This is a genomic window from Streptomyces sp. CBMA156 (assembly GCF_014596515.1).
Lineage (GTDB): Bacteria > Actinomycetota > Actinomycetes > Streptomycetales > Streptomycetaceae > Kitasatospora.
In genome coordinates, this window is record NZ_MSJQ01000439.1 from 18,618 (window position 1) to 31,117 (window position 12,500).

A 12,500-nucleotide genomic window follows, 5' to 3' on the forward strand; every position below is an offset into this window, starting at 1 on the left:
ACTCGGGAGGACCCCTGGCCCCGAGTGCCACCGGCCACCACTCGCCACTCGCCACTCGCCACCCGCCACCCGCCACCCGCCGGAACGCTCCCGAAAGGAACCGCATGCCCCTCGGCGTGGACCTCGACCGGCTCAGGACCGACCTCGGCGCCACTCCGGCGCAGATGTTCGAGTCGCTCTGCGTCCATCTCTTCCCGGCGATCCTGGAACACGACTTCGGCCCCGTCGTCGACGGCACGCTGTTGGCGCTCCGGCCACCGGACGGCGGGCTGGAGGCGTGCGCCAGGACCGCCGGCGGACGCGTGGTCGGCATCCAGGTCAAGCACCACGCGGCACTGAAGTCCGCGCTGCGTTCCATGGACGAGTCCGTCGGTTCCGCCCTCGCCCACCATCCCGACCTCACCGACATGCTGGTCTTCCTGCCCCAGGACTTCACCGCCGGCGGCACCGGCACGCCCGGCACCCGCCAGTGGAGCACCGCTTCGAGCCGCTGGGCCGCGATGGTCCGCCGTGTCCGGCCCGGCCACCCGGTCGTCTTCCACCCCTACACCAAGAGCCTGATCGAGCGGGCGGTGGTGTCGTTCGCAGAGGAGGCCGTGCCGGCCTACTTCGACGCCCGGTACCTCCGGTTGTCGGACCTCCACCGGCACGCGGCCGCGGCCGCCCGCACCGTCCGTCGCCGCCCGGGGCCGGCCGGCCCGCAACCACCGCAGCTCACCACGTTCCTCTCCGAGGCCCTGGCCGGGCTCGACGACCCTTCGCCGCTCGTCTCGCGGCTGGCCGGGACGGCGTCAGGGCTCCGGCTGTGGGCCGGATGGCGACCGGCCACCGACGGCCTCCCCGTTCCGTCCGTCGTGCCCGTCTCGGCGGCGTCCGAGCGCTGGACCGCCTCCTCCGGCCGTCGGGCGGAGTGCGCCGACGGGCTGGACGGCATCGCGCGGCTTCTCGGCGAGGAGGACCGCACCGACCCCGGGATCCTGCGCCGCCGGATCTCACAGGCGCTCCGGCTCTGCGGCCGGGTCGCCGTCGAGGTCCGGGAGGTACACGACGAACTACTGGCCGCCGTACGGGAGTCGCAGCCGTACGAGGCGCTGCCGGGCCCCGGACGTGGCGCGCTCGGCCGCCTGCTGGCCGTCCTCAAGGACCTGCTGGCCTGCGCCCGCACCCTGTACACGACGTGCGCCGATCCCGCCCTGGCCACCCGCCAGACCGGCGCGCTGCTCGTCGGCGGCGGTTGGGGCACGGGGAAGTCCTACGGCCTGGGAGGCTGGGTGCGGGGGCGCGTCGCGGACGGCGCGCCCACCGCGTTCGTCTGCGGCCACGAGTTCGGCCCGGACGAACCGTTCGAAGCGCAGCTGCCCCGCCTCGTCGCCCCCGGCACCCGGGCACACGGGCTGCGCGACCTGCTGGCGGCCCTCCAGCAGCAGGCCTTGCTGACCGGCCGCCGGGCGGTCCTCGCGGTCGACGCGCTGAACGAGGTCCGGTGCCTGCGCGGGGACTTCCGGGTGGCCTTCGAGTCCCTGGCCGAGGCGGTCGGCCGCTACCCGCTGGTGACCCTGGTCGGCACCGTCCGGATGGACGCCCGGCCGGCCGTTCCCGAGCAGGTCGTCCACACCGTGAGCACCCGGGGGCACGGGTTCCTGTGGAACCCGGGAGTCGCTTCGCCGGACCGGTCCTGGCGGATCTACCAGGACATGTACGGGCTGCCGGAGCTGCTGCTGCCGCCGGACGTCTCCGAACTGCGGCGGCCGCTGATGCTCGCCGTCCTGGCCTGGTGCCTGCACCGCACGCCGCGGCCGCCCGGCGAGGCGATCGTCCCGCCCACCGTCGGCGACCTGTTCCAGACCTGGCTGGCGATCCTCAACGATGACCACGCCGCCTACCTCGACCGGGTCCACGACCTGCGCGCAGCCCCGTCCGCGGCCCCGCCGCCCCTGGTCACCCTCGCCTGCCGGGCACTCGCGGACGCGATGGGCGTGCGGGGATCGCTCGACTACGGGACCGCCGGCCGTGTGCTCTCCGGTGTGCCGGGAGCGGCCCGGCCCGCGGTCGTGCTGCGCTGGCTGGAGAGCGCGGGCGTGCTCGCCCTGGACCCGGACACCCGAAGGGTCCGGTTCGCCGTCCAGCGGTTCGCCGAGCACGTCCGTGCCGTGAACCTGCTCAACCAGCGCCGCCGCTCGGCCGCCGTCACCCGCCTGGTCAAGGAGTTCGAGCGGCTGCGCGCCGCCGAGCCGGAGTCCTCGCGGCTCACGGACCGCCGTCGGATGCTGGAGGCGCTCGCCGGGGCCGCGCCGCACGCGGCCAGCGCCGCCGAACTGGCGGATCTGGTACCCCGCCGGTACCGCTCAGCCGTCTCCGGCATGGTGCTGGAGTCGTTGGAGGGGCGCGCCGCCCCACGCGTCAGCCGGTCCTCCCGCGTGCTCCTGGCCCGCTGGCTCCGTACCCCGGACACCGCCCAGGCCGCGCTGCTCGCCGTCCTGGTGAACTCCACCTGCCCCCGGCACCCACTGGGAGTGGGTTTCCTGGACGCCCAGCTGTCCGCCTGGAGCCGGGGCCGCTACGGCCGCTGGTTCGCCGACCCCGTCCTCGAAATCCTCGACGACGAGGACCTGGTCCTCCTGCTCCGCCGCCTCGTCAAGGCGGCCGGGGATGCCGGGGCGAGGGGCGACGAGGCCGTCGCCGAGGCTGGCGTCCTGCTGCTGTGGCTCTCCGGCGTGGGCCACCACGGCCTGCGCGACGCCTGCGTGCGCACCCTCGCGGACCTGTGGACCGACCGGCCCGCGGCGATCGCCCGGCTCCTCGACAGGTTCGGCGGCCACCGGGACGAACTCGTCACCGAGGCGTACTGGCTGGCCGCCTACGGGGCGCTGGCCCGCAGTACGGAGCTGCCGTCCGGCCGGCTGTTCCGCAGTGCCGTCGACCGTGCGCTGACCCGGCCGCACCTGCGGATCCACGATGCCGTCCTCGCGGTACGGGGCCTCCTCGGCCCGGAGCCCGGGGCCGCCGGAACCTTCCCCGCCGTCCCCCTCCGCCGGCCCCGCCTGGTCGCCCCGTTCTGCGGCAGCCTGATCGCCGAGGAGGCCGTCTCACTGTCCTGGTGCCCGTTCGAGGAGGCCGATCCGAGGCCCCGTCAGGCCTGGCTGGCCCGCCGGGCCCAGTTGTTCGCCCTCGGCGCTCCGCGGCACCCGGTCCGGGTGCGCGGCGGATCCGCCTTCGACGCGGCCGACGCGTCGGTGGCCAAGGCGCTCCAGCGCGCGCAGCAGGAGTGGTACGCCGAACAGGCCACCCTGGTCGGGGATTCGCCGCCCGTCCCGGTGCCGGGCGAGCACGGCGCGGCCCGGTACCACCAGCGAACCATCGATCCGACCCTGGGGGCCCGATGGCCCACCCGTCTCAACACCGTCTCCCGGCCGGGGAACTGGTGGACCCCGCCGTTCACGGCCGCCGGGCTGCGAGGGTCCCCGACCGGCCCGCCGGCCGGCCTGACGGCGGTCCTGACGAAGCCGGACCCGTCCGGAACACCGTGGCTGCTGATGAACGCGCTCCACCACCTGCTCGACGAGGACGACGAGGGGGACGAGCAGGACGAGCGGCCCGTGCCCGGCCTCCCCCTCCTGCACGACCCGAGGAGCGGCATCCTCCGTCTCTCCGACACCTGGCGGGCCGCCTCCCCGGCCCACCGGACGCAACGGCTTCCTCCGGTCCTGCGGGTCGAGTCCTTCGTGGTCCCCCGCTCGGAGCTGGCCTCCGCGTTTCCCGCACCGGCCGCCCTCCAGCGGTTGCGGCCGACCCTCCGCTGGCCCGGACAGGCCTACCTCGCGGAGTACTACGGCCGTCCCGAGTTCGCCCACGCCCCCGGGAAGCCGTCGGGGCCCGAGCCCACGGCGGTCACCTCCCAGGACATCGGTGTCCCGCCGCCGGCCGTCGGCCGCTTCTTCGGCGCCCGTGACCGCCCGGTCCCCACCCGCCGGCTGACCGACCGGCTGAACGTCCGCTGGACCGGCCGACAGCTCGACTTCGCCGACCGGTCCGGCGGGGAACTCGTGCTCACCGACCCGGGATTCGCCGGCGAGGGCCCGGAGAGCATCCTGCTCCGGCGGACGGCCGTCGACCGCCTGCTCGGCGAGGACGACGTCCTGCTCTGGGCCGTCACCCTCGTCGAACCCGTCGCGGTGTGGTCGGTGGGCTGGTCGGCCTACTGCGTGCTCGACTCCGGCACCCTGTGTCACCTTCCCGGTGTCGGGCCTTCGACCGGCCATCGGCTCCCGCCCGTCCTCTGGCCCCGGCCCGGGGTGCCCGCGTGGCGGCCGGGGTCGGAGCCGGAGGCAGGCCGGGGGCCAACGGCCTACCAGGCGTAGTCCTCCGGGGCGGGCTTGTGCCCGGGGAAGAGCTCGTCGAGGTGGTCGAGGGTCTTCTGGTCGAGCGTGAGGTCGAGCGCCGCGAGGGCGCCGTCGAGGTGGTCCGCGGTGCGCGGGCCGACGATGGGGGCGGTGACGGCGGGGCGGGAGAGCAGCCAGGCGAGGGCGAGGACGGCCGGGTCGGCGCCGAGTTCGTCGGCGAAGTCCTCGTAGGCCTGGATCCGGTCACGGTGCCTGTCCAGGAGTTCGCTCGCGTAGGGCAGCGCACTGCGGTCGCGGGTGCCCTCGCGCTCCTTGCGCAGGATGCCGCCGAGCAGGCCGCTGCGCAGCGGGGACCACGGGATCAGGCCGACGCCGTAGTGCCGGAGGGCGGGGATCACCTCGAGTTCGATCGTGCGGTCGAGCAGGTTGTAGAGGGACTGCTCGCTGACCAGGCCGAGGAGGTTCCGGGAGCGGGCGGTCTCCTGGGCCTGGGCGATGTGCCAGCCGGCGAAGTTGCTGGAGCCGACGTAGACGACCTTGCCCTGGGCGACCAGGACCTCCATCGCCTGCCAGACCTCCTCCCAGGGCGTGTCCCGGTCGATGTGGTGCATCTGGTACAGGTCGATGTGGTCGGTCTGGAGGCGGCGCAGGCTGGCCTCGACGGCCTTGCGGACGGCGAGCGCGGAGAGCCTGCCCTCGTTGGGCCAGTCGCCCATGTCGCCGTAGACCTTGGTGGCGAGGACGGTGCGCTCGCGGCGGCCGCCGCCCTTGGCGAACCAGCGGCCGATGATCTCCTCGGTGCGCCCCCGCTGCAGGCCCTCGCTGTCGCGGCCGTAGACGTTGGCGGTGTCGAAGAAGTTGATGCCGCGCTCGTGGGCGGTGTCCATGAGGCGGTGGGCCTCGGCTTCCTCGGTGTGGCGGCCGAAGTTCATGGTGCCGAGGCAGAGGCGGGAGACGGTCAGGCCGGTGCGGCCGAGGTGGGTGTACTCCATGGCGCCCCACCCAAGACCACACCGGCGTCACTGTCCAGCACATTTCACGGGTGTGCCGGAGTCCTGCGGATCACCGCCCACAGTCCCGCTGGTCACCGCTCACAGCCCCGCCGCTCACCGCCCGTGGGTGGCGAACTTCCGTACGGCGAGCGGCACGCAGACCGCGAGCAGCAGGGCGCTCCAGAGCAGCGCGGCCAGGGTGGCGTGCTGCGTCGGCCAGGCGGACCCTGCCGCCGAGGGGTTGCCGAAGAGTTCCCGGCAGGCCTGGACGACGGAGCTGACCGGGTTCCAGTCGGCGAGGACGCGCAGCCAGCCGGGCATGCCGCCGGTCGGCACGTAGGCGTTGGTGACCATCGCCAGCGGGAAGACCGCGACGGAGAGCTGTCCGGCCGCCTCCTCCTTGCCGACGGCCAGGCCGAGCAGGGTGCCGACCCAGGTCATCACGAAGCGGAAGAGCAGCAGCAGGGCGAACGCCCCGGCGGTGTCGGTGAGTCCGTGCCGGGCGCGCCAGCCGGTGAGGAGTCCGACCAGCGCCATCAGAGCCAGGACGGCCACGCTGACCAGCAGGTCGGCGAGGGCCTGGCCGAGCAGCAGCCCGGTGCGGGAGACCGGCATGGAGCGCAGCCGGTCGGTGACCCCGCGCCCGACGTCGCGGGCAGCGCCGACCATGGTGGGCATGATGCCGTTGGTGGCGACCATGGCGAACAGCCCGGGCATCAGGAACTCCCGGTAGTCGCCGCCGCCCGGCACCTGCATGGCGCTGCCGAGGACGTATCCGAAGACCACCACCATCACCACCGGAACGCCCATCGAGGCGGCCAACAGGCCTGGCGAGTGGCGGTAGTTGAGCAGGACGCGGAGCATCGACGTCCAGGTTCCGGTGGCGAGCCGGCCGAGGGCGGACGGGCGGGCGGGCGGACGCGCGGACGGGCGGGCGGCGAGGTGCACGGCGGTGGCCATCAGGCGGCCCTCCCCTCGGCCGCCGGTCCGTCCGCAGGCTCCCGGGTGAGCGCGAGGAACACGTCGTCCAGCGAGGGCTCCCGCACCGCGACGTCCCGTGCGGTCACCGCCATGCCGTCCAACTCCCGTACCAGCGAGGGCAACAGGACGGGGACGCCGGGCGCCGTCAGCACCGTGACCGTCCGCTCGGCGACGTCCACCTGGGCGTCGCCGCCGGTCAGCGAGGACAACACCACGGCGGTGGCGGCGAGTTGCGCGGGGTCGGCCAGGGTGACGGAGACCTGGCTGCCGATCGCGGCCTTGAGCCCGGCCGGCGGTCCGGTGGCGATGGCGGCGCCGCGGTCGACGACCACGATGTCGTCGGCGAGCCGGTCGGCCTCCTCCAGGTACTGGGTGGTGAGCAGCACGGTGGTGCCGCCGTCGGCCAGTTCCCTGACGGTGTCCCAGATCGCCTGCCGGCTGCGCGGGTCGAGCCCGGTGGTGGGTTCGTCCAGGAAGAGTACCGACGGGCTGGTGACCAGACTGGCGACGAGGTCCAGGCGTCGGCGCATGCCGCCGGAGTAGGTGCGCACGAGCCGGTCGGCGGCGTCGGCGAGGCCGAAGCGGGTGAGCAGTTCGTCGGCGCGCTCCCGGGCCCGGCGGGCGCCGAGGTTGTGCAGCCGGCCGAACAGGTGGAGGTTGTCGCGGCCGGTGATGCCCTCGTCCACGGCGGCGTGCTGTCCGGCGAGGCCGATGGCGCGCCGGACGTCCTCGGCTTCGCGGACGACGTCGTGTCCGGCGACCCGGGCGGTGCCGCGGTCGGGGGCGGCCAGGGTGGCGAGAACGCGGACGGCGGTGGTCTTGCCGGCGCCGTTGGGACCCAGCAGACCGCAGACGGTGCCGGCCGGGACGGCGAGGTCGAGGCCGCGCAGGGCCTCGGTGGCGCCGAAGCGTTTCTCCACGCCGGCCATCTCGATGGCGGCTCGTGCGGTGTCGGACATGGCCCTGCCCTCTCTCTAGGTACATCGTACGTAGAAGCGCGCTCGGGCGCCATCGTACTACGTACGACGTACGTAACTACGATGGGTGAGCGAGGTGATCTCCCAGTGCCGTCCAGCAACACCCCCACCGGCTCCGAGCAGCCGGAACAGCCAGCCCGAGCAGCACGGGCAGAACAGGCCGAACAGGCCCAACAGGCCGAACAGCCCGGCAGGCCCACACCCCCCGAGGCCCCCGAGCTGATCTGGCTGCGCCCCGAACGCACCGGCCGCGGCCCGCGCCCGGCCCACAGCCGCGACTCGATCGCCGCGGCGGCCATCGGGATCGCCGACGCCGAGGGCCTGGACGCGGCCTCCATGCGCCGGGTGGCGGCGGCGCTCGGCGCGGGCACCATGTCGCTCTACAACTACGTGCCGAAGAAGGAGCACCTGCTCGACCTGATGCTCGACGCGGTCACCGGCGAGTACCGGCTGCCGGCCGAGCCGAGCGGCGACGTCCGGGCCGACCTCGCCGCCCTCGCCCACCAGCAGCTGGCCATCCTCCGCCGCCACCCCTGGCTGCCCACCCTGGTGCTGGCCCGTCCCGGCATCGGCCCCAACGCGCTGCGCTACACCGACCACTTCCTCGCCGTCACCGCCCCCACCGGGCTCGGCGGCGGCGCCCGGCTGGAGGCGATGTCGCTGTTCAACGGCTTCGTCTGCCAGTTCGCGCAGTACGAGCAGACGGCCGCGGCGGGCGCCAAGTGGCAGGCGGAGCTGGTCGGTTACCTCGGCCGGGCCGCGGCGAGCGGCGCATACCCGCACCTGGCGCAGGCGTTCGCCACCGCCGGACCGCCCGGCGACCCGGACCAGGCGTTCGACCGCGCCCTGGGCCGGATCATCTCCGCCATCCTGGCGCCCCTGCCCGGGAGTTAGAGGAGAACCTCGCGCGGCAGCACCCCGGCCACCCGGCCGTCCACCAGCACCATCAGCGCCCGGTGCGTGCGGCCGAGCAGCACCCGCGCCTCGGCCGCCGACTGCCCGACGCCGACCGCCGGCAGCGCCGACCCGACCAGCCCGCCCAGCGCGTCCTCCGGCTTGGCGGCGCCGTCGGCGAGCGCCGCCGCCAGCGCGGCCCGGGACACCGAGCCGACCACCTCCGTGGCGGCCACCCCGTACGGGCGCGCCGCCCGCGCCAGGACGACCGGCGCCACCGGCGCACCGCCCAGCGCCTCCAGTGCCGCACCCACGGTGGCGTCGGCGGCCACCGTCACCAGCGGGTCGCAGGCCTCCAGCAGCGGCCGCAGGCCGTCCCCGTCCTCCAGGAAGCCCCACTCCCGCATCCACACGTCGCTGTGCACCTTGGACAGGTAGGAGCGCCCCGAGTCCGGCAGCAGCACCACGACCAGGTCGTCCGGCCCGAGCCCCGCCGCCACCCGCAGTGCGGCGGCCACCGCCGCGCCCGAGGACGGCCCGGCCAGGATGCCCTCCTCCCGGGCCAGCCGACGCGCCGCCAGCAGCGACTCGCGGTCGGGGACGCGCTGGTAGGAGTCGATCACCTCCGGGCGCAGCGCCTGCGGCTGACGGTCCTCGACGGTCTGGGGGTGCAGGTAGTGCCCGATGCTCTCGACGTACCACGGACTGCCGTCGCCGCCCCCGTACGTCGAGGACTCCGGGTCCGCGCCGACCACCGTCACCGAGCCGCCGGACACCTCCTTCAGATGGGTGCCCGTCCCCGTGATGGTGCCGCCGGTGCCGACGCCCGCGACGAAGTGGGTCACCCGGCCGCCGGTCTGCTCCCAGATCTCGGGGCCGGTGGTGCGGAGATGGGCCTCGGGGTTGGCCAGGTTGTCGTACTGGTTGGCGAGCCAGGCTCCGGGGATCTCCTCGGTCAGCCGCTCCATCACCTTGAACAGGTGCCGCGGATCCTCGGCGGGCACGGCGGTCGGGGCGAGCACCACCTCCGCGCCGTACGCCCGCAGGATGTCGGCCTTCTCGGGCGACGACTTGTCGACAACGCCGGCGATCACCCGGTAGCCGCGCTGCCGCCCGACGATGGCCAGGCCGATGCCGGTGTTGCCCGAGGTCGCCTCGATGATCGTCCCGCCGGGCTTCAGCAGCCCGTCCCGCTCGGCGGCCAGCACCATCGAGAGGGCGGCGCGGTCCTTGACGCTGCCGCCGATGTTGAGGAACTCGGCCTTGGCGTAGATCGGCGCGGCGAGACCGGCGCCCAGCCGGGCGAGGCGGAACAGCGGAGTCCCGCCGATCGCGTCGAGGACGGATTCGTGCACTGCGGCCATGGTCGGCCCCTTTCACTAGCACTGTCCGCCCGAGCCTGCCCCGGTCCGGGGCCCGGTAGACGGTGGTGACGCCGTTCCTCATCCTCCCGAAACACGTGCCCGACGGCCGCGCAGGGGTACGGGCGCGGGCCGAACGGTCCGCGTCGCCTTCCGCCGTTACGGCGCACTGAAGGGCGCGCACATATTCGTACGCGCCCCACGGCCTCGGTGCACTCCAAGTCGCACAACGGCGCGAGCCCCGCCCGCCCCGTCCGTCCTGCCCGACAAGGCACACCGAGAGTGACCATTTGTCAGATCAGCGGGCCGAAGAGACCGCGCTCCCAGTGCCCCAGCCAGGAGGCCGTGGCCGACGGCAGCTCCTCGTCCTCCGTGGACTCGTCGTACGGGAGCAGCGCGGTGGGCGCGAGCCAGCCCTCCCCCGGGTCGACGCTGATCCGCAGGACGCTCACCCGCTTGCGCTCGGCGAGGTAGCTCCAGAAGTCGTAGGTGTGCGGGTGGTGGGTCTCGTAACGGTCGTGCACGGCCCGGCAGACGGACTTGATGGTGGTGGTCACGAGCAGGAGGTGGCGGCTGCCGGGGCCCAGGTTGACGCAGAGCCGGCGGCGCGCGCCGCCGCAGTCGGTGTAGGAGAGGTTCTGGCGGTTGTCGATGTGCAGACCGGGGCGCAGGCCGTTCTCCGGCAGGCGGTGGGTGACGGGTTCGCCGGGCGGGTCGTCGGTCGCGGGGAGCGGGACGGGGAACGGGTCTCCCAGCTCGCCGACCAGGGCGGCCATCGACTCGCGGTCGGTGACGGTGGCGGGAAGCCGGAAGAACTCCACCAGGCCGCTGTCCTGGGTGAACAGGCTCGGCGCGTACCGCGCGGGGAGGTGGTCGGACAGCGGGGCCCAGTCGCCGGCCGGGACAACGGCCCCCGACTCGTAGCCGGGTTCGCCGAAGAGACGCCGGACGCCACCGATCTCGCAGCGGTCCAGGAGGGCGGCCGGGTCGCGGAAGGCGATCGCGGCGGGGTGCAGGTCGGGCATGGGGGAAGTCCTCGGAATCAATCGTCGTCGTCGGTGGGGTCGGTGGGGTCGTTGTGGCGGTGGATGCCGGTCATCAGGGCGGCGGCCAGGGTGGTCCACCAGACGACGTCGGCGGTGGCCGGCTCGCGCGGGGAGATGAGGTTCGCGGCGAAACAGGCGAGGGCGAGGCTGGCGACGGCGACCGTCGCCGTGGGGGCGAGCTTGATGGGGATCAACTCCCGGGCGGGGGAAGGCTGTCGGCCGGCCGGAGCCGGACGCGGACCCACACCCGCTTGCCCTCGTCGCGACGGACGATGACGCCGAAGTCGAGGGCGAGCTGACGGACCAGATCGATCCCCCGGCCGCCCTCGGTGAAGCGGCGGGGGTGGGGGTGGCGGAGCCGGAGGTCGCCGCGCGGGTCCCAGACTTCGAGCCGGCAGTCGCCGTCGAACTCCTGGAGGGAGAGGCGGACTTCGTCGCTTCCCCGGCAGGCGTGGACGACGGCGTTGGTCACCAGTTCGGAGGTGATGAGGACGAGGTCATCGACGGGATCGCCGCTCCAGCTCCAGGAGTTGAGCTGCTCGCGGATCAGACGGCGGGCGGTACGGACCGAGGTCGAGTGCTCGGTGAGGGTGGTCTCCCAGGTTCGGAGGACCGGGTTACGCAAGGTGGACATGAGTCACCCCACACCTTCAGTGGCGTGTTCGTGCGGTCACGTTGAGTGTGGGGCAAGCGAAATCGAATTTGCAACCCGAACACCCGCAAGCAAAAAATAAATTAGTGGATCTTGTGGTTGGCTTGAGCCCCCGAGGCATAGCCAGCAACACTGTGGCGAACAAGGGAGGTACGTGTTGAGCAAGGACCCGTCAGCGATCAGGCAGATCCGCCTCGGAGACGAGCTGCGGGCGTGGCGGATCGAGAACAACAAGACGCTCGCCGACGTCACCGCCGGCCTGAAGGGCTGGAACCCGGCTCGACTCAGCAAGGTCGAACGAGCACTGCTGCCTGTGACCTCCGTCGACTTGGCCGTGTATCTGGACCACTGCGGGATCGCAGGTCCGGAACGTGCCGAGATCGAGGCCTTCGCCACTGACAGCCCTTCGAGGCACTGGTGGCAGGATCACGAGTTCGCCGACACCATCAGCGCGGCGTTCGCCGAGTTCCTCAGTCTCGAAGCTGACGCCGCTCAGATGTTTGAGTACTACTTGTCAGGCTTCCCGGGCTTGCTACAGACCGAGGACTACGCACGCGAGATAATTGCCGCGGGCCTCGACGGTCTCAGCGAAGATCAGAGCGAAGCTGCTGCCGAGATCCGGGTTCTGCGCCAACGCAGGCTCACCAAGGAACCCATCCTCAGGCTCGATGCCTACTTCGGCGAACTGGCCCTCCTGGTCGGCGGGGACATGGAGGTCCTCGCCGGTCAGATCCGCCACGTGCTCAAAGTAGCCCGGTACCCGAACGTCACCGTTCGCATGGTCCCGTTCAGCGCTGGACGACCTGGAGTTCTCGCGTCTGGACTCACCCTCCTCCGCTTCCCCGGAGAACCGGGCGAGGGCTTCTCATTCGTAGAAGCAGTCGGCGGTATGCTCCCGCGTAAGTCGGGACGCGACGTCCGTCGAGCTGATCGAGCCTTCGCCCGACTGAAGCGATGCGCTCTTTCCAAAGACGCAACCATCACCGTCCTTGAACGCAAGTTGGAAGAGATCACGTGACCGAGAAGCACGATCCCTACAACCACAACCCTGCCGACGCCGAGTGGATCAAGTCTCCCTTCTCCGCTGAATCCAACGGTAGCTGCGTGGTCATCGCACGCTTCGGCAACGGCGACGTCTGGGTTGGCGACGACAAGAACCCCGACCGGCCCCACCTCGCCTTCGACCAAGCCGAATGGACCGCCTTCGTCCAGGCCATCGAGGCCCACGACCCCCGCTTCACCGCCTGACCCCACCCG

The 12,500-nt window shown here is 73.0% G+C and carries 11 protein-coding genes; 4 read left to right on the forward strand and 7 right to left on the reverse strand.

Annotated elements, in window-relative coordinates; translation table 11 throughout:
- Nucleotides 1-104: 104 nt before the first annotated feature.
- The gene (locus tag BU198_RS39560; protein ID WP_188301562.1) at nt 105-4,358 is read left to right on the forward strand and encodes a hypothetical protein; all 4,254 of its coding nucleotides are present in this window, start codon (nt 105-107) and stop codon (nt 4,356-4,358) included.
- On the opposite strand, the gene BU198_RS39565 is transcribed toward BU198_RS39560, so the two are convergent.
- The 3 genes from BU198_RS39565 to BU198_RS39575 form a co-directional block, all read right to left on the reverse strand.
- The gene (locus tag BU198_RS39565; protein ID WP_188301563.1) at nt 4,346-5,332 is read right to left on the reverse strand and encodes an aldo/keto reductase; all 987 of its coding nucleotides are present in this window, start codon (nt 5,330-5,332) and stop codon (nt 4,346-4,348) included. The genes BU198_RS39560 and BU198_RS39565 overlap by 13 nt on opposite strands.
- A 114-nt stretch (nt 5,333-5,446) precedes the next feature.
- Nucleotides 5,447-6,292, reverse strand: coding sequence for an ABC transporter permease (locus tag BU198_RS39570; protein ID WP_188301564.1), 846 nt, complete (start codon nt 6,290-6,292; stop codon nt 5,447-5,449).
- Nucleotides 6,292-7,272, reverse strand: coding sequence for an ATP-binding cassette domain-containing protein (locus tag BU198_RS39575; protein WP_188301565.1), 981 nt, complete (start codon nt 7,270-7,272; stop codon nt 6,292-6,294). Before BU198_RS39575 ends, BU198_RS39570 begins: the two co-directional genes overlap by 1 nt.
- Nucleotides 7,273-7,377: 105 nt before the next feature.
- Here BU198_RS39575 and BU198_RS39580 point away from each other — a divergent pair, with 105 nt between their 5' ends.
- Nucleotides 7,378-8,184: a TetR/AcrR family transcriptional regulator gene (locus BU198_RS39580; protein ID WP_317620512.1), complete on the forward strand. Its 807-nt coding sequence runs from the start codon at nt 7,378-7,380 to the stop codon at nt 8,182-8,184.
- Here BU198_RS39580 and BU198_RS39585 read toward each other — a convergent pair.
- The 4 genes from BU198_RS39585 to BU198_RS39600 all read right to left on the reverse strand — a co-directional run bounded on the left by BU198_RS39585 (nt 8,181) and on the right by BU198_RS39600 (nt 11,225).
- On the reverse strand, nt 8,181-9,548 hold the full coding sequence (locus BU198_RS39585; protein WP_188301567.1) for a pyridoxal-phosphate dependent enzyme: 1,368 nt from the start codon (nt 9,546-9,548) through the stop codon (nt 8,181-8,183). The two genes, BU198_RS39580 and BU198_RS39585, sit on opposite strands and share 4 nt — an antisense overlap.
- Nucleotides 9,549-9,838: 290 nt before the next feature.
- Nucleotides 9,839-10,570: a hypothetical protein gene (locus tag BU198_RS39590; RefSeq protein ID WP_188301568.1), complete on the reverse strand. Its 732-nt coding sequence runs from the start codon at nt 10,568-10,570 to the stop codon at nt 9,839-9,841.
- Between the two features lie 17 nt (nt 10,571-10,587).
- Nucleotides 10,588-10,785, reverse strand: coding sequence for a hypothetical protein (locus BU198_RS39595; RefSeq protein WP_188301569.1), 198 nt, complete (start codon nt 10,783-10,785; stop codon nt 10,588-10,590).
- Nucleotides 10,782-11,225, reverse strand: coding sequence for an ATP-binding protein (locus BU198_RS39600; protein ID WP_188301570.1), 444 nt, complete (start codon nt 11,223-11,225; stop codon nt 10,782-10,784). Before BU198_RS39600 ends, BU198_RS39595 begins: the two co-directional genes overlap by 4 nt.
- A gap of 175 nt (nt 11,226-11,400) precedes the next feature.
- Here BU198_RS39600 and BU198_RS39605 point away from each other — a divergent pair, with 175 nt between their 5' ends.
- Nucleotides 11,401-12,261 carry a helix-turn-helix domain-containing protein gene (locus tag BU198_RS39605; protein ID WP_188301571.1) on the forward strand — a complete coding sequence of 287 codons (861 nt, stop codon included), beginning with the start codon at nt 11,401-11,403 and terminating at the stop codon, nt 12,259-12,261.
- Nucleotides 12,258-12,491 carry a DUF397 domain-containing protein gene (locus tag BU198_RS39610; RefSeq protein WP_188301572.1) on the forward strand — a complete coding sequence of 78 codons (234 nt, stop codon included), beginning with the start codon at nt 12,258-12,260 and terminating at the stop codon, nt 12,489-12,491. The genes BU198_RS39605 and BU198_RS39610 overlap by 4 nt, the downstream gene beginning before the upstream one ends.
- Nucleotides 12,492-12,500 lie beyond the last annotated feature (9 nt).